Genomic DNA, 20,994 nt, shown 5'->3' on the forward strand with positions numbered 1-20,994 from the left:
GAAGTCATGACAAGGCCACAGGCAATTGCGAATGATGTCGAGACCGATGAGGCCTTGGCGACCGATGAGGCCTTGGTGACCGACGAAGCCTTGGCGACCGACGAAGCCGTGGCGAGTGATGAACCGGTAGCGACCGATGAGCTAGTGGCTGAAGAGCCCATGCCGGAGATGAGCGATGTCGTGACAATGCATCCGCGCGCCGATCGCAGCCATCATCTGCGGATCGTCGAGGCGCTGCTGTTCGCTGCGTCCGAGCCTCTGTCCACGGAACAATTGGGCGCCGCCTTGCCGGAAGGCGCCGATCTGCCGTCTCTGCTCGAGGATCTGCAGGCAAACTATGCCAATCGCGGTGTCAACCTCGTCCAGGTTTCAGGGCGCTGGGCGCTGCGCACAGCGAGCGACTTGAGTTTCCTGTTGCGCCGCGAGGCTGTCGAACAGAAGCGCCTGTCCAAGGCGGCGCTCGAGACGCTTGCGATCATCGCCTATCATCAGCCGGTGACGCGCGCCGAGATCGAAGAGATCCGCGGTGTCGCCATTTCCAAAGGCACGCTCGACACGCTGCTCGAAATCGGCTGGACACGCATGCGTGGCCGCCGCCGCACCCCGGGACGACCCGTCACCTATGGCACCGCGCCGGCATTCCTTGCCCATTTCGGCCTGAACGAGATTGCCGACCTGCCGGGCCTGCAGGAGCTGCGCGGCGCCGGCCTGCTCGACACCACCATGCCGCCCGGCTTCGACATGCCGGTGCCCAGGATGTCCGACGAACTGACCCCGGATGAGGATCCGCTCGACGGCACCGAGGAGACACCGCTCGAAATGCATCTGCCTGAGGAGAACGAGGTCATGGCGGACGCTGAGGAGGTCATGACCGAGACTCTCGAGGCCGAGCTTGAGGAGAGCGGGCAGGGGGATGATGCGGGGGCCGATGAGCCCAAGCCGGAAGAGCCCAATTCCTGACCGCCAGAGATCACGATGAGTTTGGATTGAGTCAATCCAAACTCATGAACGTGGTCGATTCTTGAATGTCAGCGCGGGATTCCTGCGAAAGTCTGGTGCCCACTTTTTGCATTCTGCGCGGGTTGGCCGTCTTTGCCGATCGCCGGGGGATAGTGTACACCGCCCCCCATGGAAATGGCAGAACTCACCACCGGCACGACGCGGCCGCATGACTGGGGCCCACGCGGTACGGCCGCCGCGACTTTCGCCGGACGCCTCACTTTTGAAGATGTGAGTCTGAGCTACGGGCCTGTCCCAGCCGTGCGCAACGTCAGCTTCGATCTGTCGCCCGGGGAGATCGTCTGTCTTCTGGGCCCGTCCGGTTGCGGCAAGACGACGCTGCTGCGCATCGCGGCGGGCATCGAGCGCCCGGAAAGCGGCCGCGTCCTCATCGACGGTCTGGAGATGGCGGGCGCCGGCCGGTTCGTGCCGCCGGAAAAGCGAAACATCGGACTGATGTTCCAGGATTTTGCGCTTTTCCCGCATATGTCGATCATCGACAATGTAGCTTTCGGCCTGCGTGGTCTCAAGCGCGCCGACGCGCTGAAGGAAGCGCGCCTGGCCCTGAAGCGCGTAGGGCTAGAGGAATACGAACGCGAATATCCCCATCGCCTGTCGGGGGGCGAGCAGCAGCGCGTTGCCCTGGCACGGGCCATCGTGCCGCGCCCGCAGGTGATGCTCATGGATGAGCCTTTTTCGGGGCTGGACCAGCGCCTGCGCGACAATGTCCGCGCCGAGACCCTGGCTCTGCTCAAGGAGACGCGCGCCACCGCAATGCTGGTGACGCACGACCCGACAGAGGCTCTCGGGCTGGCTGACCGCATTTTGCTCATGCGCCGCGGCCGCCTCATCCAGACCGGCACGCCGACCGAAATCTATGGCCGCCCCGCCGATGCCGAGGCGGCGCGCTTCTTCTGCGACATGAACGAGCTGACGGGACGGGTGCGCGGCGGCCTGGCCGAGACGCCTCTCGGAACATTTCCTGCTCCCGGGCGCACCGATGGCGAGGCGGTACTGGTCATGCTGCGCCCGCAGGCATTTTCGCTGGCCCCCTCCGACATCGGTCCCGAGGGGTTCGTGCTGAGTTCCCGCTTCATTGGCGATGCCAATGCCTTGTCCGTCATATTCAAGGGGCTGGAGGCGCCGCTCGCCATCCGCATGCCAGCATCGCTTGCTCCGCGCCAGGGCGTAAGCGCGACTTTTACCATTGATCCGGCGCAGGTTTTGGTCTTTACGGCCAATGGTTCCACCCCCATCTAAGACCATATGCGCGTTACGGGCAGTTTTGTTGCGGCGCTGACCCCTTTCTGCAATAGTGCGCGCGACGCGGGCTGGGAAAGCCCTGAATAAGTTCAAGGGAGTAGCAGTAAATGGGTTCGCTTTCGATTTGGCACTGGCTTCTGGTGATCCTGGTGGTCGTGCTCCTGTTCGGCCGCGGCAAGATCTCCGATCTGATGGGCGACGTCGCCAAGGGCATCAAGAGCTTCAAGAAGGGAATGGCCGACGACACGACCGAAGCCAATGCGGATGCCGACAAGACCAAGTCGCTCGAGCAGTCGGCCGAGACCAAGGTCGGCGACAAGGTCCAGAGCTGAGCTGAGGCGCGGCCCGCTGCTTACGGGGCCGGAGAGCCATAATGTTTGACTTCGGCATCGGCTATACCGAACTGATGGTGATCGCCTTGGTAGCGATCATCGTCATAGGCCCAAAGGACCTCCCCAAGGTGCTGCGCGCTTTTGGGCGCACCATGCAGAAGGTGCGCGGCATGGCGCGTGAGTTCCAGGGCCATCTCGACGAGGCGATGCGCGAGGCGGGCGTCGACGAAATCAAGAAAGAGATCAACAATCTCAAGACCATGAATCCGGTCGAGGATATCAAGAAGGAGATCAATTCGATCTCCGCGTCGAATCCGATTCCTCAGGTGGCCAAGGAACTCTCCGCCGATCTCAAGAAGCAGGAAGACGACTTCAAGACGTATTTCGGTGATAACGGCGCCAAGCCCACTGAGCCGCCAGCTGCCGCAGCTGCCGAATCGGTGAAGGCCGAGCCCACGGCGACCGCGCCCAAAACCGAAACACCGCCGACGGTGCACTGATGAGCCAGGCCGATATCGACGCCACCGAAGCCCCGCTGATCGAGCACCTGATCGAGCTGCGCCGCCGGCTGATCTATATCGTGATCGGCTTTGCCATCGCCTTCATCGGAAGCTTTGCCTTCTCGACCCAGATTTTCGAGATTCTTATTCTCCCCTTCAAATGGGGAACGGGCATCGGCACTGATATCCAGCTCATCACCATCAAGCTGCTCGGCTTCTTCCTGGTGAAACTGAAGATCGCGTTCTTCGGAGCGATGTTCATTACTTTCCCGCTGATCGCCATCCAGATCTACCGTTTCGTGGCCCCCGGCCTCTATAACAACGAGCGCAACGCGTTTCGGCCTTACCTGATCGCGACGCCGATATTCTTCGTGCTGGGCGCCTGTCTGGTATTCTTCTTCCTGCTGCCGGTTGCCATCAAGTTCTTCTACAGTCTGGTTGAAGGTACCGGCGTGTCGCTCATGCCCGACGTCGAGGCCTATCTCGACTTCGTGATGATGCTGGTCCTGGCTTTCGGACTGTGCTTCCAGCTACCTGTGATCCTGACGCTCCTGGGGCAGATCGGTGTGCTCTCCTATGAGCAGCTGAGGAGTGGTCGGAAATTCGCCATCGTCGGTGTCTTCGTCGTGGCCGCCGTCCTGACCCCGCCGGATCCCATCTCGCAGATCGCCATGGCGGTGCCGCTGATGGGCCTCTACGAGGTATCGGTGCAGGCGGTGCGCTTCCTTGAGCGGCGCCGCGCCGCCGCCGCCGCCAAGGCGGAAGCAGAAGAGGCCAAATCCGGCTAAGCCTGTCCTTAAATTCTTAAGACATGAGTTGTGAGTCGTGAGGCTTTGCCTCGGGCGCCGGGCGCTTTATAGCATCCGGCGACCATAGGAATCGCCATGCACGACATTAAACTCATCCGTGACAACCCGCAGGCCTTCGACAAGGGGCTCGCCAAGCGTGGCCTGCCGGTCCAGTCGGCAAGCCTCATCGCCCAAGATGATACGCGCCGCGCTTTGATCGCCAAGCTGCAGGCCCTTCAGGAACGCCGCAATGCGGCGTCCAAGGAGATCGGCCAGGCCATGGGCAAGGGCGAGAAGGCCAGGGCCGAGGAGCTCAAGGCCGAGGTCGCCCGCATCAAGGAGAGCATGCCTGGGGAGGAGGAGGCTCTGAAAGCCGCCGAAGCCTCCTTGCATGAGACGCTCGCCGCCATTCCCAATATCCCGGGAGATGACGTGCCGGTCGGACCCGACGAGACGGCCAATGTCGAGATCCGCAGGAGCGGCACGCCCAGCGGGCTCAACAGCGCCAAGCAGCATTTCGAGCTCGGCGAGGCCTTGGGTCTCATGGATTTCGAGACGGCGGCGAAGATTTCCGGCGCCCGTTTCGTGGTGTTGAAGGGTGCGTTGGCGCGGCTCGAGCGGGCGCTTGGCAGCTTCATGGTCGATCTGCACACAAGCGAGCATGGCTATACCGAAGTGGCGCCGCCACTGATCGTGCGCGACGAGAGCATGTTCGGCACCGCACAGCTGCCGAAATTCGTCGATGACCAGTTCCACACCACAGACGGTCGGTGGCTTATCCCGACAGCCGAGGTCTCGCTCACCAATCTTGTGCGCGAATCGGTACTCGAAGAGGAAGCTCTGCCGCTGCGCGTCACGGCCTGGACGCCGTGCTTCCGCGCCGAAGCGGGTGCGGCCGGCCGCGACACGCGCGGCATGATCCGCCAGCACCAGTTCGCCAAGGTCGAGCTCGTCTCGATCACCACGCCGGAACAATCTGGCGATGAGCATGAGCGCATGACGAAATGCGCCGAGGAGGTGCTGAAGCGCCTCGATCTGCCGTTCCGCACCCTCACGCTGTCGACCGGCGACATGGGCTTCTCGGCCCGCAAGACCTACGACATCGAAGTGTGGCTACCGGGCCAGAACGCCTATCGTGAAATCTCGTCCTGCTCTGTTTGCGGAGACTTCCAAGCGCGCCGCATGGACGCCCGCTTCAGACCAAAGGAAGGCAAGGGGCCCCGTTTCGTCCATACGCTCAATGGTTCGGGCGTGGCGGTCGGGCGCGCCCTCATCGCGGTGCTGGAGAACTACCAGAATGCCGATGGCAGCGTGACGATCCCCGACGTGCTGCGCCCCTATATGAATAACGAAACGACGATCAAGGCCCGATGATGCGCATTCTGCTGACCAATGACGACGGCATCCATGCCGAGGGCCTCGAGTCGCTCGAAAGGATCGCGCGCGCGATTTCCGATGACATCTGGATCGTGGCGCCGGAATCCGAACAATCGGGAGCATCGCATTCGCTGTCACTGTCCGATCCCCTGCGCCTGCGCAAGATCGGCGAGCGGCGCTTCGCGGTGCTCGGCACCCCGACCGACTGCGTGCTGATGGCAGCCCGCAAGGTGATGCCGGAAGCGCCCGATCTGGTGCTCTCGGGCGTCAATCGCGGCCAGAACATCGCTGATGACGTGACCTATTCGGGCACTATCGCCGCGGCGATGGAGGGCACGACCCTCGGCATCAAATCCTTTGCGCTGTCGCAGGTCATCGGCATTCACAACCGCGACGCCCTCACTTATGAGGTTGCCGAAAAGCACGGCGCCGCGGTGCTGAAACAGCTCGTCGACCTGCCTTTGGGCCCCGGTGTGCTGCTCAATATCAATTTTCCCGATTGCCGGCCGGACGAAGTGGCGGGCGTCGAGGTGACGCGGCAAGGCAAGCGCGACCAGAATTTGCTGCATATCGATGAACGCAGGGATACGCGCGGAAAGCCCTATTACTGGCTGGGCTTCCAGCGCGAGCGCGGCAATCCGCCGGCCGGGACCGATCTCAGGGCCGTCTTCGAGAAGCGCATCTCGGTGACGCCGCTGCATATGAATCTCACACAGCTTGACGCCTTCGAGCCTTTGCGAAAGGCGCTGGAGAAAATGTGAACGAGGACTATCGCAAGATCGAGCTGATCATGGCCCTGCGCAATCAGGGCATCCGTGATCGGGCGATTCTGGAAGCGATAGAGCGCACCCCGCGCGAAATGTTCTTGGGGCCGGTTTTCCAGCCCATGGCCTATTCTGACCAGGCGCTGCCCATCGCCTGCGGCCAGACGATCAGTCAGCCTTTTGTCGTTGCTTTCATGACCGATCGGCTGAAGCTCAATAAGCGCTGCAAGGTGCTGGAGATCGGCACCGGCTCGGGATATCAGGCGGCGATCCTGTCTCCCCTTTGCCGGCGGGTCTATACAATGGAGCGCTATCGGACATTGGCATTGGAAGCCGGCGAGCGTTTCAAGCAGCTGGGCCTTGGCAATATCACGCAGATGGTGGGCGACGGCTACAAGGGGTGGCCGAACCAGTCCCCCTTCGACCGCATCATCGTTACGGCGGCGGCCAAGGAAGTGCCGGAGGCGCTGGCCGACCAGCTTGCGGTGGGCGGAATCATGATCATCCCCCTCGAAGACACGTCGATGAATCAGGATCTTGTCCGCATCACGCGAAGCGAGAAGGGCTACGCCTATGAGACTTTGCTCCCGGTGCGTTTCGTGCCGCTGGTCGAAGGTGTTGCGCGGGAAAGCTAGAGGATCGGACCGAAAAGTGCGAAGCGGTTTTCGGAGAATCCGATGCGCAAATCAAAGAGATAGAGCGCCGGGGTGATTCCATGGGAACGCCCGGCACACTAGCACGAGTTCGCATTCTGGTATTGAATGGGACATCAGCAGGATGGCGCAACATTATGAAGGGGCATGAATGCGCAAGGATCAGGGATTTCCACGCGGCATCGTCCACCGGCTGACGATCGACAGCAGCGTTCTGAAGGACAACCTTCTGGGCGATCCGACCGAGCGGATCATCGATGTCTATGTGCCGGCTGGAACGACGGGTGAGGGGCTGCCGCTGCTCGTCGACCTAGTTGGCTTCACGGCGGGTGGCCCGGCCCATACCAATTGGAAGAACTTCGGCGAGAACCTGCCCGAACGGCTCGATCGTCTGATCGCAGAGGGCGCCATGCCGCCCTGCGTCGTGGCGCTGCCTGACTGTTTCACCAAGCTCGGCGGCAATCAGTATATCAATTCGGTGGTGATGGGACGCTGGGACGATTTCCTCCTACAGGAGGCTGTGCCCCATGTGGAAATGAAATTCGGCTGCGGTGGAACGGGAAAGCGGGGATGTTTCGGCAAGAGCTCGGGTGGCTATGGCAGCATGGTGCAGGCCATGCTGCATCCCGATTTCTGGAGCGCCGCCGCCTCGCATTCAGGCGATGTCGGATTCGAGCTCCTCTTCATTCCCGACTATCCGAAGATCCTGCGCGCTCTGGCGAGCACGGAAAACTCGATCCAGAAGTGGCTGGAGAAATTCTTCGCGGCGCCGAAGGTCAAGGATGCCGATGTCCATATCCTGATGGACCTCGCGATGGCCGCGACCTACGATCCCGATCCCGGCGCCTATATGGGTGTGCGCCTTCCGGTGACGATGGACACCTGCGAACTCATCCCGGAGCGTTGGGCCAACTACGTCAAATGGGACCCGTTGACCCTGGTCGAGACGCATGGCGAAGGGCTGAAGAAGCTCAAGGCGTTTTATATCGATTGCGGCGATATCGACCAGTTCAATCTCCTCTATGGCTCGCGGCGCATGCACAGGCGTCTGACCGAGATGCAGGTGCCGCATGTCTATGAGGAGTTTGCCGACGATCATACCGCCGTCGACTACCGGATGGATATGAGCCTGCCGATTCTGGCGAAGGCGCTTACCAGCGCATGATCCGGAAAAGTGGAGGCCGGTTTTCCGAAAAGATCATGCGCCAGACCTTGCGTGGTTTTCGGGTGGTATGACGGGCAGGAGGGGCTAGGTTTCAGCGATGAGCACCGTTATCCTCACTGACCATATCGAGACGCCCATCGGACCCATGCTGCTGATGGTCCGGGAGAACCGCATCATCGGACTCGAATTCGACGATCAGCCCGAGTGGTACCTGAAGGACCTCCGCCACCGCTTCAGCGAATTCGAGTTCAGGGAGACGCCGAATCCTTGCGGCTTCTCGGATCCCTGCGCGCCTATTATGCGGGGGATATCGGCGCCGTCGACGAGCTCGCCACCGAAGGCGGCGGCACGCCGTTCCAGGAGCGCGTCTGGGCCGAGCTTCGGCGCATCCCGGTGGGTACCACGATCTCCTATGGCGAGCTGGCGGTCAGGCTCGGCGACAAGAAGGCGACGCGCGCCGTCGGCCTCGCCAATGGCCGCAATCCGATCTCAGTGGTCGTGCCGTGCCACCGCGTGATCGGCGCGGATGGCTCGCTGACCGGCTATGGCGGCGGCGTGCCGCGCAAGAAGTGGCTGCTGGCGCATGAGGGTGTGGTGCTTCGGGAGTCCTGTGCAGCCCGGCAAGCCGATCTGTTTTCGGGTGGCAATTAGACGTTGGCAAGACGAGTATCGGATCCTCTTTCAAGGAGGTCCCGATGTCTGCCATCAACTTCATCGCTCTGGGCACTGACGAAGTCCGCGCGCTGCAGAACGGCGCGCCCGACGCCAACGGCCAGAAGCCCGAACGCCATATTTCAGACGGCGACGGCGTGCCCTGTCGTCATTGCCAGCGCGATGTCGGCAAGGGCGAGGCCTATCTCATTCTCAATTACCGGCCATTCTCCGCCTTGCAGCCCTATGCCGAATCGGGGCCGATATTCCTCCATGCCGAGCCTTGCGAGCGCTACGCGGTGACGGAGAAAGCGCCGGACATGTTCTTCAAGAATGGCCGGCGTTATCTGATTAAGGGCTACTATGCCAATGATCGCATCGCCTATGGCACCGGCACCATCGTCGAGCCCAGTGATATGGCCGAGACGGCAGCGAAGATCCTGGCGCGTCCGGATATCGCCTATGTCCATGTCCGATCGGCGCTGAACAACTGCTATCAGCTGCGCATCGAACGCGCGTCGTGAATAAAAAAGCCCCATTCCGGGCGTCGGGTCCGGAATGGGGCAGGTGCCACCGGCTCAGCCGGAGGTCACGGAGATTGCGGTCACATCGGATCGTGATGGCGGATATGCAGCGGCGTGACGATGTCCTGCATCCTGCGCTCCGGGGGCTCGGACGGGCCGAGCCTCGTGATATCTACACCAATGTCATTGATGAGCTGCGGCCCCATCGTTCTCAGCAGGTCGACAGCCAGCTCTTCGTTTTGACGGGCTCGGCGAGCTTCCCGTCTGTCATTGACCCAGCGGGCAAACTTGCTGAAGGGCGACGGGCCTGAACGGGCGGAATCGATAGGGGTCATGGCGGCTCTCCTCGTGCTGCATTCCGGCTCTTGCGTGGCCGGCATCGAAGCTGATGGAAGAGAGCGTAGTGATACTGGCGGTGCGGCGCTGTGCGGAAAATCACAACACGCGTAATATCCATCCCGTTCCGCGAGAATTCCCTATAATTTATAATGCCTTGGCGGTTTTTCGGTTTCGCAGGACATGCTCGTGGCGAGCATCATAAAGGGCCGAATCGCGGAACTCGTGATTACCGAGAACCGGTCCGACGATCACCAGGGCCGTGCGGGTCAATTTGGCGGCGCGCGCCTTCTTCGCGATGGTCGCCAGCGTCCCGTGAATGATCCGCTCGTCCGGCCAGCTCACCCGATAGCCGATCACCACCGGGCAGTCGGCGCCGTAATGCGGTGTCAGCGCCCGCTCGACATAGCCGAGATTGCGCACCGAAAGATGGATGACGAGTGTAGCCTTGGCACGGCCGAGCTCTTCCAGCGTCTCCATCTCGGGCATCGGCGAGGCCTGCATCGCGGTGCGGGTCAGGATGATGGTCTGTGCGATCTCGGGCAAAGTGAATTCGGTCTTGAGCGCCGCCGCCGTCGCCGCAAAGGCGGGCACGCCGGGTGTCACGTCATAGGGGATGCCGAGCCGGTCGAGACGCCGCATCTGCTCGGCGATGGCGCCGTAGATGGAAGGATCGCCCGAATGGACACGGGCCACGTTCTGGCCTTGCGCGTGCGCCGCCTCGATCTCGGCGATGATCTCGTCGAGATGCAGCGGCGCCGTGTCGATCACGCGCGCGCCTTGCGGCGCGGCTTTGACGATCTCTTCTGGCACCAGCGAGCCCGCATAGAGGCAGACCGGACAACTCTGGATGAGCTTTAGGCCGCGCAAAGTGATGAGATCGGGAGCGCCGGGTCCAGCGCCGATGAAATGAACCGTCATGCTAATGCTGCCTCTTCTTGGCGTAGCCGCGTGGCGTATAGGCGTAGGTTTGTCCGTCGCCGCGGCGGAATGATCTGGATTGTGACGAGCCGACCATCACCAGCGTCAGCATGTCCACCACCTTTGTGTCGAAGTCCTTGAGCGCCACGATGCGCACCGTCTCTTCCGGCCGGCCGAGATTGCTGGCGATAATGACCGGCGTTTCCGGACGGCGCTCCGGTTTCAGGATGGCGATAGCACGGTCAAGCTGGTCGCGGCGCTTGAGCGAGCGCGGATTGTAGAAGGCGGTGACGAAGTCGCCGCGGGCCGCCGCCTCCACCCGTTTTTCGATGACCTCCCAGGGAGTGAGAAGATCCGAAAGCGAGACGCAGCAGAAGTCATGGCCGATCATGGCGCCAGCGCGCGCCGCGGCGGCCTGGAAGGCGGATATGCCAGGCAGCACCTCCACGGCAATCCGCGCCGGCTCGAGATCGAGCAGCTCATAGACAAGCGCCGCCATGGCATAGATGCCGGGATCGCCCGAGCAGACGAGCGCTACCTGGCGGCCCTCCCTGGCGAGGGCAATGGCATAGCGCACCCGGTCCTCCTCGGCTCCGAGTGGGAAGCGATGCTCAGGCTGGCCCGTCCTCACATCCTGCGCCAGATCGAGATAGAGGCCGTAGCCGACCCAGTCGGTGGCTCGCCTGAGGGCTTCGCTGGCTTCCGGGCTGCGCATGGCCTTATCGCCCGGGCCGAGGCCGATGAGCGAGACTGTGCCGCGCCGCCGGCCGGCGAGATCGGTCAATGGCTTGGGGCTCATGGCGATGGCGCAGGTGGCGCGCTTGGACTTGGTCTTGGCGACGATCAGCTCGGATCGCGGACCAGTGGCCGCCAGTGCGGCGCCCTCGGCGACACCGGGACAGCCCACCTCGCTCATCACCACGGGCGAAGGCGTCTTGAGGCGCGAGGCCTGCGCATTGAGTTCGCCTGCTGTGAAGACGCGCAGCGGAAGCCCGAGATGGCCGCACAAGGCCGCGATCGCCGCTTCGTCTTCCTTGAGATCGATCGAGGTAATCAAGGCGAGCGAAGACTTTGCCAGGCCATGCTGAGCGAGCGTCTCCTCGACGAGGCCGATGAGCTCCGCGGCGGCGACACCACGTTCGCCGCCCACACCCAAAGCGAGAACCTTGGGGTGATAGACGAGATGCGCCGGTGATCCGCTGACAGAGCGATGCGTGGCGGTGACGGTGAGCGCAGCCTCGGGCGACATTGGCAGGTCGAGCCACGGCAACTCGCCCGCGATCGCGACCTTCTCATCGGCCAGCAGACGCGCGGCGAAATCCTTCATGTCTTGCGGATTGGCAAGCACCCAGCCTTCGGGCGGATCGTCCAAGGCCGCGCCGAAGCGCAGATCGCTCGCCGTGGTGATGGCCGCATGGCCGCGGGTGAAAATGGCGATGCGCCGGGCGAGTTCATTGGCGCCGTGATGGCCGCCCAGCAGGGGCACGACGGAAGAACCGTCCTCGGCCAGCACCAGAACTGGCGGCTCCCGCCGCTTGTCTTCGAGCACAGGTGCCAGCGCCCGCACCACGATGCCTGAGGCACAAAGTGCTACGATCGTCCGCCCGTCGCGGAACAGCGATTGCAGCGCGCTCGTTGCCTTCTCATAGGAACGATCCGGCCCGCTTACGCAGCTTGGACAGTGAATCTCGCCGCCCAGAGCTTCCTTGATCTGTCGCGCCAGCGGCAAAGCGGAGGCGCCGAGAATGAAGATGGCTGGCACCGTCACCATGCCTCGCCTCCCTGATAGATGAGAATGGTAGAGAAATACGGCCGCTCGCCATCAGGAACATCCGACAGCCGCGTGATCTTCTCATCGTCGCGCGTCGCCTTCTCGATGATCGTTGCGCGCTCGGCGAGGCCCAGCTTCCTCAGCACGTCCCGGATCTTCTCGAAATGCTGGCCGACCTTCATGATGGCGACGGCGTCCGCATTCACGATCTCGGCCGTGAGGCGTTCGGCATCGAGCGTGCCGGGAAGCACTTTGAGTATATCGTTGCGGGCCGCGAGCGGCCGGCCGATCCGGGCGGCGCAGGCGGTGATGGACGTGATGCCGGGGACGATCACAGTCGCATGCTTCTCCGCCAGGCGATCGAGCAGATAGGCGAAGCTGCCATAGAACAGAGGGTCGCCTTCGCACAGAAAGGCGACATCGCGCCCGTCGTCGAGATGGCGTGCGATCGCGTCAGCCGCCTCGTCATAGGCCTCCTTAGCCGGCTCCCTTTCGCGCCGCATCGGCACGGTGATCGCGAGCTCGATCACGTCCTCGGGAATGAAGGGGGTGGCGATCTTGCGGGCGAGGCTGTCTTTGCCATTGGCGGCGGGGTAGGCGATGACCGGCACCTGCGAAATGATGCGCCAGGCCTTGAGCGTGATGAGTTCGGGATCGCCAGGGCCGACGCCCAGACCATAGAATGTGCCGCTCATGGCTTGACCGCCCGCCATTGCAGCACCGGCATCCTGGGCTTCAAGGCGCGCAGCGAACCGATGCGCGCGAAATGCGATACCTCGATGCGCGCGAGATCGCCGCCATATTTCTCCTGCAGATCGACGAGATGCAATTCGCCCTCGAGCGTCACTACATTCGCCACCATGCGTCCTTGCGATCTGAGCGCCGCCCAGCTCTCTTCGAAGACGCCGGGAACGCCCATGCCGCCGCCGATGAAGACGGCATCGGGCGTGGGCTGGCCGGTAAGGCTCGCCGGCGCGTCGCCGGCGATGACGGTGAGGCGGGGCGTGCCGAGACGGTCGGCATTCTCGCCGATCATCTTGAGCCGCTCGGCATGGCTTTCGAAGGCGATGGCACGGGCGCCGCGCGCCGCCCGCATCCATTCGATGCCGATCGACCCGCAGCCGGCGCCGACGTCCCATAGAAGCGCGTCGGGATAGGGGGCGAGTGCGGCGAGCGTCGCGGCGCGCACTTCGCGCTTGGTGAGTTGGCCGTCATGGACAAAGATCTCGTCGGGAAGGCCCGGCACCCGCGACAGGAGTGCGGCGCCCGGTTCGGCGCGGCACTGGATAGCCAGCGTGTTCAGATCGGAGAAGACGCGTCCGGGGGGCTCGTCAGCGCGGAATGAGGCACGGCTTTCGCGCGAGCCACCCATATTCTCGAGAACGGTGATTTCACTGGCGCCGTAGCCGCGCGCGACGAGGCGGCGCGCCACTTCGGGGATCGTCGCAGCATCGGCGGTCAGCGCCAGGAGCCTCACATCCGGTTGGATGAAGGCTTCGAGATTGGCGGCGGGACGGCCATGCAAGGTGATCGTGTCGCAATCGCCGAGCGACCAGCCCATGCGCGCGGCGGCAAGGCTGAAGGAGGAGAGATGCGGCACGATCTCCATCTCCGCGAAGGGCACGATCTCCATGAGCTTGCGCGCCACGCCGTAATTGAGGGGATCGCCGGTGGCCAGCACCACGGTGGCGCGGCCGCGCAAGGGCTTGATCCGATCGATGACGGCGCTGAAGGGCTGCGGCCATTCCTGCTGCTCGGCCTTGCTCGCGCCGGTCAAGGCGAGAAGGCGCTTCGAGCCGACAATGACCTCGGCCGCGCCGAGCAGGCCGCGGGCGCGCGCGGAAAGGCCGTCGACTCCGTCCTCGCCCATGCCGATGATACTGAGCCATTTGGTCATGGAGCAAGTTCCGCCGTGATGGCATTGATGACCGACGAAGCCATGGCCGAGCCGCCGCGCCGGCCGAGAATGGTCGCGAAGGGCACACCGCGTGGGTTTTCGGCGAGCTCGTCCTTGGATTCCTTGGCGCCGATGAAGCCGACCGGCATGCCGATGATGGCGGCGGGCTTGTCGGCCCCGGCATCGAGCGCTTCGAGCAGCGCGAAGAGCGCGGTCGGCGCATTGCCGATGACGACGATGGCGCCGGCCAGGCGCGGCAGCCAGAGCGAGACGGCGGCGGCCGATCGCGTGATCTGCCGACCGAGACCGTGCTCGCGCGCTTTGGAGTCGTTCAGCGTGCAGATGATCTCCACACCGCCTGGCAGCGCGCGGGCGATGATGCCGTGCCGCACCATCTCGCTATCGGTGAAGATAGGCTTTCCAGCCATGAGCGCGCCGGCCAGGGCGGCGGGCAGGGCGGCGGTGATGCGCAGATCGGCAACGATATCCGTCATGCCGCAGGCATGGATCACCCGTTCGGCGATCGGCCGCGCCGGCGCGGCGAATCCACTGAGATCGGCCTCGGCGCGGATCGTCGCGAAAGATCGCCGGTAAATCTCGACCGGATCGCTCAGATAGTCTCTCACGTCTTTTTCATGCTCCGGGGGCCGAGCGGGTGGTCGGCATGCGGATAGGGGTGATGGTGATGCCCGTGATTGTAGCCATGGCCGTGATGGTGATCGTGGTCATGGTCATGGTGGTGACCGTGATCGTGGTGATGGTGGTGATCGTGATCATGAGGGTGATCATGGTCATGATGATGCGCCTTGCCGGTGCCGATGCCCTCGACATGGTGGTGATGGCTCTCTTGCGGGGCGCCGACTTCCGCTTCGAAGCCAAGTATCTGAGTGCGGAATTTGCACATCTGGCAGTTCATCGCCGTCTCCCCGGAGACGATCTGCTCGACGCGCTCGACGAAAGTGTCGATCACCGCCGGATGGTCGTTGAGATAGGGCGCCTTGATGAACTGGATGCCGGGATAACGCCTGGCCACCGCGTCGGTCGCGTCATAGATGCGCTGCACCAGGATGCCGGTGAAGAGGAAATAGGGGAACACGATGATGCGCCGGTAATTGAGCCGTGCCGCATGTTCGAGCGCCGGCTCGACCAGCGGGAAGGTGACGCCCGAATAGGCGGTCTCGGCCCAGCCGAAGCCGAAGCCTTCCCACAGGAGGCGGGTGACCTTCGATACGTTGGAATTGGCGTCGGGATCGGACGCGCCGCGGCCCACCACCACCAGCAGCATCTCATGCCGTGCGATATCACCGGGCGCGTCGCGCAGCGCTTCCTCGATCCGGTCGGCGGCGGCGCGCATCATCTTGGGGTCGATGCCCAGCTCCTTGCCGTAATCGATCTTGAGCCCATTCTTGGCGGCATAGGTGTTGAGGACCGAGGGAATGTCATTCTTGGCATGGCCGGCGGCGAAGAGCATGCCCGGCACCGCGAGCACCTGGTCGACGCCTTCAGCCCTGAGCTTATCGAGGCCGTCGCGGATGATCGGGGTGGCGAATTCGAGATAGCCGAACTCGACCGGCCTGTCGGGGAACCGGCTTTTCAGGTGCTGTGCCAGGACGGCGAATTCCTGGACAGCATCCTCATCGCGGCTGCCATGGCCGCACAGCATCACGCCGGTCTTTGTCTGCATGGGTTTCCTGCCTCTTTGACGCGCAAGAAAGGACAGGGTTCCAGGCACGGTTGTGCCGGATGATCGCTGCAGCTCCGGCATTGGCCCCCGATTTGGGTCGGCCGCACCGGACTTGCTTTCAGTTCCTTGGATGGAACGCTGCTCGTCTTGCGTATCAGCACACCTAGCTGGCGCTGGTTCCCGGGTCAATCGCCACCGCGACCTCTCACGGGGATTGAGCGACAGCGGGCAGGACCGTAGAGGACTCTACGTCAGGTGAGGGACAGATTCTGCCAATACGCAATTTATCGGCTTTGGGCGGCACGATGATGCCGGCGGCCTGCGCTTCCGCGTCCGAACCTCCGTATCACCGGCAACCGGCGCGCTGCGGCAGACTCAGCAGGATCTGAGCGATATCATCCGCAGCCTGAAGCAGAGCCAGACCGGAAGGGATTAATGATGAAGTCTTGGCATGTCGCGTTGCTCATGACCGCCGCGCTGACGGGGCCCGCCCTGGCGGCGGAGTGGCAAACTTATGTAAATGACCGTTTCGGCGCATCGGCCGACATTCCGGCCGACTACAAGGAAGGCGATGCACCGGCGAATGACGATGGCCGCCGGTTCACTTCGCCCGAAGGCGACGCCACGATCGCGGTCTGGGGGGCGCTCGCCTCTCTCGAGGGCGAGAGCTTCGCACAATATGCCGAACAGCTTGCCGACTACGACAGGAAGGATGGCTGGACCATCTCCTACAAGGCCGGCAAAGCGGACTGGTACGCCTTCTCAGGGACCAGGGGTGACCAGGTTCTCTTCGAGAAGGTCATCCAGGCCTGCGACGGCCAGATCGCCAATCATGTCCGGCTCGAATATCCCGCCGCCCGCAAGGCCGACTTTGATCCGATCGTCACGCATGTGACAAAGTCGCTGCGCTCCGAGAAGGGTTGGCAGTGCTGAGCGCGGGCAGTGGCACGCTAATACTCGATCCCCATCTGCGCCTTGACCCCTGAGCGGAACGGATGCTTCACCTGTTCCATCTCGGTGACGAGATCGGCGATCTCGATCAGTTCCTCCTTGGCATTGCGGCCGGTGACGATGACATGCTTGTCGGCCGGCTTGTTGCGCAAGACCTCGATGATCTCCTCAGTCGGCAGATAGTCGTAGCGCAGCACGATATTGAGTTCGTCGAGCAAAACGAGCTTGTAATCGGGATCGGCAATCATGCGCTTGGCTTCCTCCCAGCCGGCGCGCGCATGCACGATGTCGCGCTCGCGGTCCTGCGTCTCCCAGGTGAAGCCTTCGCCCATCGCCTTGATCGTCACGAGGTCGGGGAATTTCTCGAGCACCGTGCGCTCGCCCGTCGCCCAGGCGCCCTTCACGAACTGCACGACGCCGGCCTTCATGCCGTGGCCGATGCAGCGGAACACCATGCCGAAGGCGGCGGTCGATTTGCCTTTGCCCTTGCCGGTATGGACGATGAGCAGACCTTTCTCGATCGTCTTGCCGGACATGATCTTGTCGCGCGCCGCCTTCTTCTTCTGCATCTTGTCGTGATGGCGGGCATTTTCATCTTCGCTCATGGGAGATGTCCTTCCTTGAAGAATTTAAGCTGGGCATAGGCCGAGTTGGAACGCGGCGTCCACAGGCCGCGTGCGATCGCTTCCTCGAGCCGCTCGGAAATCTCCTTCAGCGCCGCGGGATTGTTGCTGGCGATGAAGTCGCGTGTTTCGTCATCGGCTAGGAAAGCGTCGTAAGCGAGATCGAAATGATGGCTTGCCACGGCACCCGTCGTCGCCGCGAAGGCGAACATGTAGTCGATGGTCGCGGCGATCTCGAAGGCGCCTTTGTAACCGTGGCGCTTGACGCCGGCGATCCATTTCGGATTGACGACCCGCGAGCGCACCACGCGGCCGACCTCCTCCTCGAGCGTGCGGATTATCGGCCGATCGGGACGCGAATGATCATTGTGGTAGACGCGCGGACGCCGGCCCGACATCTCCTCGACCGCAGCGCTCATGCCGCCTTCGAATTGATAGTAGTCGTCGGAATCGAGCAGGTCATGCTCGCGATTGTCCTGATTGTGGACGACGGCCTCTATGCGCCTGAGCCGTTCGCCAAAAGCGCGCTCGTCATTGGCGCCCTGGTCGCGTGCGCAATAGGCGTAGGAGCCCCAGGTGATATAAGCGCGGGCGAGATCGCCACGCTCCGCCCACAGGCGCTCGTCGATCAGCGCCTGGAGTCCCGCGCCATAGGCGCCGGGCTTGGAGCCGAAGATGCGATAGCCCGCGACATGCTGGGCCTCGGCGGAAGCGACGCCGGCCGCCTCCAGCGTCTTCGCCTCGCTCTTCATGCGGGCGGCGATCGGATTGTCGTCTTCCGGCTCTTCGAGAAGTCCCACCGCCCGCATGGCCCGGTCGAGAAGCTCGATCTGCGCCGGGAAGGCGTCGCGGAAGAAGCCGGAGATGCGCAAAGTGACATCGATGCGCGGCCGGCCAAGCCGCGGCAGCGGGATGATCTCATAGCCGGTCACACGCCAGCTCGACGGCTCCCAGACCGGCTTCACGCCGATGAGCGCCAGGGCTTGGGCGATATCGTCGCCGCCGGTGCGCATATTGGACGTGCCCCAGGCCGACAGCCCGAGCGCCTGGGGATAGCGCCCTAAATCCTGAAAATGGCGCGCCAGCAGGTCTTCCGCCGATTTCTGGCCGAGTGTCCAGGCGGTAGGCGTAGGCACAGTGCGGTTGTCCAGCGAATAGAAATTGCGGCCCGTGGGCAGGACATCGACCCGCCCGCGCGTCGGCGCGCCCGAGGGGCCTGGCGCCACGAAGCGGCCGGCCAGCCCATTGAGCAGTGCCGTGATTTCCTGTTCGCCCGACGCCCGCAGGCGCGGCTTGAGACTGCGCTCGATCTCGGCAATGACTTTTTCCGACTGCGCGCCCACGCCCTTCATTTCCTCGACGCAACGCGCGGCGAGAAGCTCGAGCCGTTCGACCGTATCGCCCTGGCTGCGCCAGGACTCATTCGGGAGCCCGGCAAGGAGAGCCGGACGAGGACCGGTCCAGGCTGTGCTCATGTCGCAAGTGAGCGGATCGAAATCCGTGAAGCCGAGGTCATTGGCGAGCGCGCGGATGAGCGACTGGTCGGCTTCCTCGCCGAGGCCGCGCGGCACGCGCGTCAGCGCCACGAGGAGATCGGTCTCGAGCCGGCCCTCAGGGGAGGCGCCGAGTATATGGAGTCCGTCCCGGATCTGCGCCTCCTTCAGGTCGCAGAGATAGGCGTCGAGCTTCTGCAGATCGCTTTCGTCATCGCCGGTGAAGCCCGCATCGACATCGAGGCGCTGGCTGCGGGTCAGGTCCAGGATATCGCTCTTGAGCGCCGCCAGGCGACGGCGATCGAGGCCGGAGGCGAGATAATATTCATCGACCAGGGCTTCCAGATCCTTGAGCGGGCCATAGGTCTCGGCGCGCGTGAGCGGCGGCGTCAGATGGTCGATGATGACGGCGGCCGAGCGGCGCTTCGCCTGTGTGCCTTCACCCGGATCATTGACGATGAAGGGATAGAGATGCGGGAGGGCGCCGAAGGCGATCTCCGGATAGCAGGCAGCCGACAGCGCCGTCGCCTTCCCGGGCAGCCATTCGAGATTGCCGTGCTTGCCATTGTGGATGATCGCCTGGACGCCGAAATGATGACGTAGCCAGAAATAAGTGGCGAGATAGCCGTGGGGCGGCACCAGGGCCGGGTCATGATAGGTCGCCTTGGGATCGATATTGTAGCCGCGCGCCGGCTGGATCGCGACCACGACATGGCCATAGACCAGAAGCGGAAGCTCGAAGGCGCCATGGGAGAAGAAGGGGTCCTTGTCGGCTGTCCCCCAGCGTTCGGAGATGGCGTTCCGCACCTGCGCCGGCAAGGCGGCGAAATGTTGTGCATAGTCGCCGGCGGACAGCTTTGTCGTGCTGCCGTGCTTGTGGGCGTTGGTGCGCCCGCTCTGCAACGCCTCCACCAAGCCATTGCCGTCGGCGGGGACGTCATCGATGCAATAGCCATCGCCTTTCAGCGCACGGAGGATCGCGATGCTGCTCGCCGGCGTATCATAGCCGACGCCATTGGCGATACGGCCGTCCTTGTTGGGATAATTGGCAAGAATGATGGCGACGCGGCGTTCCGTTGGATTGGCACGCCTGAGCCTGATCCAGGCCATGGCGAGCTCAGCGGTGAAGGCGATACGGTCAGGGACCGGCCGATAGGTGACGATCCGGCACTGGCTGCGCTCGTCCCAATGATCATCTGCCTTGAATGAGACGGCGCGGGTGAATATTCGCCCGTCGAGTTCCGGCAGCACGACATTCATCGCGAGGTCGCGGGCGCTGAGGCCCTGTGCGCTGTCACGCCAGCTCTCTTCGCCCGATCCCGCGAAGACGACTTGCAGGACGGGACAGTCATAGGGCGTGAAGGGCGTATCGACCGCGCTGCCGCCCGAAGAGACCGCGAATGCTGTCGCATTGAGGATGATGTCGGGCGGCGAGGAGGCGAGTGTCGCGGCGATGAACCGGGCACTCGCTGAATCCTTGAGGCTCGTCACATAAAGGGCGAGCGCGTTGATGCCGCGCGCCTTCAGATCCGCGATCAGCGCATCGACGGGCGCCGTCTGGGCGCCTTCGAGCACGGAGCGATAGAAGACGATGGCGGCGACCGGCGCGTCGGCGATCCAGTTACCCGTCGGCAGATATAGGCCGGCCTTGTCGAGAGGGCGGGCAGGGGCAGGCGCCTCGCCGCGTTCCAGCATATTGAGACAGAGACGCAGGAACCCTTGCGCATTCTCCCGCCCGCCGGCGACCAGATACTGCCGCAGCCGCTCGCAATCGGCTGCGCTCAGGGTCGAATGGCCATTGAGGGCGGCATCCGGCTGCGCATCCCCCGGCAGCACAGCCAGCTTGATCTGATGCGCGCGCGCCAGGGCCTCGATCTCGGCGAGCCCATAGGGCCAATATTGCGCACCGCCGAGAAGCCTGAGCACGATGAGCCTGGCGTGACGCAACGTCTTGTCGAGATAGAGGTCGACCGACAGATTGTGCTGAAGCTGCAGCAGATTGGCGAGACGCAGCGTGGTGTCGGCGGGAGCTACAGCTTCCCAGGCTCGAGCCAGGGAAGCAAGCTCGCTGTCGGCGGCCGAGAGAACGACGATGTCGCCTGGCGCCTGGGCGAGGTCGACGGCCTCGGCGGCCCCGTCAATGACGCCGGTCTGGGCGGCGAGAAGGTGCATCAGGTTTCAATCTGACTCATGTTTGACCCTCACCCTGAGGCGCCTGGCGAAGCCGGGCCTCGAAGGGTCTGTTGCAACAAACTCACTCTATCCTGAGGGGTGCTTCGAGGCTCCCCCGGCTCAAGGCCGG

The 20,994-nt window shown here is 63.4% G+C and carries 21 protein-coding genes; 12 read left to right on the plus strand and 9 right to left on the minus strand.

Going from position 1 to position 20,994, the window contains the following annotated elements; translation table 11 throughout:
- The first annotated feature begins 6 nt into the window (after nt 1-6).
- The 11 genes from scpB (at nt 7) to G5V57_RS28090 (ending at nt 9,016) form a co-directional block, all read left to right on the plus strand.
- Nucleotides 7-960 (plus strand): SMC-Scp complex subunit ScpB, encoded by a 954-nt coding sequence (scpB, locus tag G5V57_RS28040; protein WP_371744664.1) that lies wholly within the window; start codon nt 7-9, stop codon nt 958-960.
- A 168-nt stretch (nt 961-1,128) separates the two neighbouring features.
- Complete coding sequence (locus G5V57_RS28045; RefSeq protein ID WP_246737401.1) at nt 1,129-2,259, plus strand: ABC transporter ATP-binding protein; 1,131 nt, start codon at nt 1,129-1,131, stop codon at nt 2,257-2,259.
- 110 nt (nt 2,260-2,369) lie between these two features.
- A complete protein-coding gene (locus tag G5V57_RS28050; protein ID WP_165171561.1) occupies nt 2,370-2,594 on the plus strand; it encodes a twin-arginine translocase TatA/TatE family subunit in 225 nt (74 codons plus the stop codon).
- 41 nt (nt 2,595-2,635) lie between these two features.
- Nucleotides 2,636-3,094, plus strand: a complete 459-nt coding sequence (tatB, locus tag G5V57_RS28055; protein WP_165171563.1) for a Sec-independent protein translocase protein TatB — start codon at nt 2,636-2,638, stop codon at nt 3,092-3,094.
- Nucleotides 3,094-3,882, plus strand: a complete 789-nt coding sequence (tatC, locus tag G5V57_RS28060; RefSeq protein WP_165171565.1) for a twin-arginine translocase subunit TatC — start codon at nt 3,094-3,096, stop codon at nt 3,880-3,882. The genes tatB and tatC overlap by 1 nt, the downstream gene beginning before the upstream one ends.
- A 96-nt stretch (nt 3,883-3,978) precedes the next feature.
- Entirely contained in the window at nt 3,979-5,256 is a 1,278-nt protein-coding gene (gene serS / locus G5V57_RS28065) for a serine--tRNA ligase (protein WP_165171567.1), read from the plus strand.
- Entirely contained in the window at nt 5,256-6,020 is a 765-nt protein-coding gene (gene surE / locus G5V57_RS28070) for a 5'/3'-nucleotidase SurE (RefSeq protein WP_165174300.1), read from the plus strand. The genes serS and surE overlap by 1 nt, the downstream gene beginning before the upstream one ends.
- Entirely contained in the window at nt 6,017-6,658 is a 642-nt protein-coding gene (locus G5V57_RS28075) for a protein-L-isoaspartate(D-aspartate) O-methyltransferase (protein WP_165171569.1), read from the plus strand. The genes surE and G5V57_RS28075 overlap by 4 nt, the downstream gene beginning before the upstream one ends.
- Before the next feature lie 169 nt (nt 6,659-6,827).
- Nucleotides 6,828-7,841, plus strand: a complete 1,014-nt coding sequence (locus G5V57_RS28080; protein ID WP_165171571.1) for an alpha/beta hydrolase family protein — start codon at nt 6,828-6,830, stop codon at nt 7,839-7,841.
- Between the two features lie 267 nt (nt 7,842-8,108).
- Nucleotides 8,109-8,492: a methylated-DNA--[protein]-cysteine S-methyltransferase gene (locus tag G5V57_RS28085; RefSeq protein ID WP_371744667.1), complete on the plus strand. Its 384-nt coding sequence runs from the start codon at nt 8,109-8,111 to the stop codon at nt 8,490-8,492.
- A gap of 44 nt (nt 8,493-8,536) precedes the next feature.
- Nucleotides 8,537-9,016, plus strand: coding sequence for a DUF1203 domain-containing protein (locus G5V57_RS28090; RefSeq protein ID WP_165171573.1), 480 nt, complete (start codon nt 8,537-8,539; stop codon nt 9,014-9,016).
- A gap of 80 nt (nt 9,017-9,096) precedes the next feature.
- Here the strand turns inward: G5V57_RS28090 and G5V57_RS28095 are convergent, their stop codons facing one another.
- The 7 genes from G5V57_RS28095 to G5V57_RS28125 form a co-directional block, all read right to left on the minus strand.
- Nucleotides 9,097-9,351, minus strand: a complete 255-nt coding sequence (locus tag G5V57_RS28095) for a hypothetical protein (protein WP_165171575.1) — start codon at nt 9,349-9,351, stop codon at nt 9,097-9,099.
- A 148-nt stretch (nt 9,352-9,499) separates the two neighbouring features.
- Complete coding sequence (gene cobM / locus G5V57_RS28100) at nt 9,500-10,273, minus strand: precorrin-4 C(11)-methyltransferase (RefSeq protein WP_165171577.1); 774 nt, start codon at nt 10,271-10,273, stop codon at nt 9,500-9,502.
- A gap of 1 nt (nt 10,274) precedes the next feature.
- A complete protein-coding gene (cobJ, locus tag G5V57_RS28105; protein WP_165171579.1) occupies nt 10,275-12,044 on the minus strand; it encodes a precorrin-3B C(17)-methyltransferase in 1,770 nt (589 codons plus the stop codon).
- Complete coding sequence (gene cobI, locus G5V57_RS28110; protein WP_206530112.1) at nt 12,038-12,739, minus strand: precorrin-2 C(20)-methyltransferase; 702 nt, start codon at nt 12,737-12,739, stop codon at nt 12,038-12,040. Before cobI ends, cobJ begins: the two co-directional genes overlap by 7 nt.
- Nucleotides 12,736-13,941, minus strand: a complete 1,206-nt coding sequence (gene cbiE / locus G5V57_RS28115) for a precorrin-6y C5,15-methyltransferase (decarboxylating) subunit CbiE (RefSeq protein WP_165171583.1) — start codon at nt 13,939-13,941, stop codon at nt 12,736-12,738. Before cbiE ends, cobI begins: the two co-directional genes overlap by 4 nt.
- Nucleotides 13,938-14,567 (minus strand): precorrin-8X methylmutase, encoded by a 630-nt coding sequence (locus tag G5V57_RS28120; protein ID WP_165171585.1) that lies wholly within the window; start codon nt 14,565-14,567, stop codon nt 13,938-13,940. The genes cbiE and G5V57_RS28120 overlap by 4 nt, the downstream gene beginning before the upstream one ends.
- On the minus strand, nt 14,564-15,625 hold the full coding sequence (locus G5V57_RS28125; protein WP_165171587.1) for a sirohydrochlorin chelatase: 1,062 nt from the start codon (nt 15,623-15,625) through the stop codon (nt 14,564-14,566). Before G5V57_RS28125 ends, G5V57_RS28120 begins: the two co-directional genes overlap by 4 nt.
- Before the next feature lie 435 nt (nt 15,626-16,060).
- Here G5V57_RS28125 and G5V57_RS28130 point away from each other — a divergent pair, with 435 nt between their 5' ends.
- Entirely contained in the window at nt 16,061-16,558 is a 498-nt protein-coding gene (locus G5V57_RS28130; protein ID WP_165171589.1) for a hypothetical protein, read from the plus strand.
- A 17-nt stretch (nt 16,559-16,575) separates the two neighbouring features.
- Here G5V57_RS28130 and cobO read toward each other — a convergent pair whose 3' ends face one another.
- The gene (cobO, locus tag G5V57_RS28135; protein WP_165171591.1) at nt 16,576-17,181 is read right to left on the minus strand and encodes a cob(I)yrinic acid a,c-diamide adenosyltransferase; all 606 of its coding nucleotides are present in this window, start codon (nt 17,179-17,181) and stop codon (nt 16,576-16,578) included.
- Nucleotides 17,178-20,864, minus strand: coding sequence for a cobaltochelatase subunit CobN (gene cobN / locus G5V57_RS28140; protein ID WP_165171593.1), 3,687 nt, complete (start codon nt 20,862-20,864; stop codon nt 17,178-17,180). The genes cobO and cobN overlap by 4 nt, the downstream gene beginning before the upstream one ends.
- Nucleotides 20,865-20,994 lie beyond the last annotated feature (130 nt).

This window comes from Nordella sp. HKS 07, assembly GCF_011046735.1.
GTDB lineage: Bacteria > Pseudomonadota > Alphaproteobacteria > Rhizobiales > Aestuariivirgaceae > Taklimakanibacter.

Bases quoted from the DNA above. Each gene is read 5' to 3' on its own strand.
- scpB (WP_371744664.1), top strand. From the start codon at position 7: ATGACAAGGCCACAGGCAATTGCGAATGATGTCGAGACCGATGAGGCC.
- G5V57_RS28045 (WP_246737401.1), top strand. From the start codon at position 1,129: ATGGAAATGGCAGAACTCACCACCGGCACGACGCGGCCGCATGACTGG.
- G5V57_RS28050 (WP_165171561.1), top strand. From the start codon at position 2,370: ATGGGTTCGCTTTCGATTTGGCACTGGCTTCTGGTGATCCTGGTGGTC.
- tatB (WP_165171563.1), top strand. From the start codon at position 2,636: ATGTTTGACTTCGGCATCGGCTATACCGAACTGATGGTGATCGCCTTG.
- tatC (WP_165171565.1), top strand. From the start codon at position 3,094: ATGAGCCAGGCCGATATCGACGCCACCGAAGCCCCGCTGATCGAGCAC.
- serS (WP_165171567.1), top strand. From the start codon at position 3,979: ATGCACGACATTAAACTCATCCGTGACAACCCGCAGGCCTTCGACAAG.
- surE (WP_165174300.1), top strand. From the start codon at position 5,256: ATGCGCATTCTGCTGACCAATGACGACGGCATCCATGCCGAGGGCCTC.
- G5V57_RS28080 (WP_165171571.1), top strand. From the start codon at position 6,828: ATGCGCAAGGATCAGGGATTTCCACGCGGCATCGTCCACCGGCTGACG.
- G5V57_RS28090 (WP_165171573.1), top strand. From the start codon at position 8,537: ATGTCTGCCATCAACTTCATCGCTCTGGGCACTGACGAAGTCCGCGCG.
- G5V57_RS28095 (WP_165171575.1), bottom strand. From the start codon at position 9,351: ATGACCCCTATCGATTCCGCCCGTTCAGGCCCGTCGCCCTTCAGCAAG.
- cobM (WP_165171577.1), bottom strand. From the start codon at position 10,273: ATGACGGTTCATTTCATCGGCGCTGGACCCGGCGCTCCCGATCTCATC.
- cobJ (WP_165171579.1), bottom strand. From the start codon at position 12,044: ATGGTGACGGTGCCAGCCATCTTCATTCTCGGCGCCTCCGCTTTGCCG.
- cobI (WP_206530112.1), bottom strand. From the start codon at position 12,739: ATGAGCGGCACATTCTATGGTCTGGGCGTCGGCCCTGGCGATCCCGAA.
- cbiE (WP_165171583.1), bottom strand. From the start codon at position 13,941: ATGACCAAATGGCTCAGTATCATCGGCATGGGCGAGGACGGAGTCGAC.
- G5V57_RS28125 (WP_165171587.1), bottom strand. From the start codon at position 15,625: ATGCAGACAAAGACCGGCGTGATGCTGTGCGGCCATGGCAGCCGCGAT.
- G5V57_RS28130 (WP_165171589.1), top strand. From the start codon at position 16,061: ATGATGAAGTCTTGGCATGTCGCGTTGCTCATGACCGCCGCGCTGACG.
- cobO (WP_165171591.1), bottom strand. From the start codon at position 17,181: ATGAGCGAAGATGAAAATGCCCGCCATCACGACAAGATGCAGAAGAAG.
- cobN (WP_165171593.1), bottom strand. From the start codon at position 20,864: ATGCACCTTCTCGCCGCCCAGACCGGCGTCATTGACGGGGCCGCCGAG.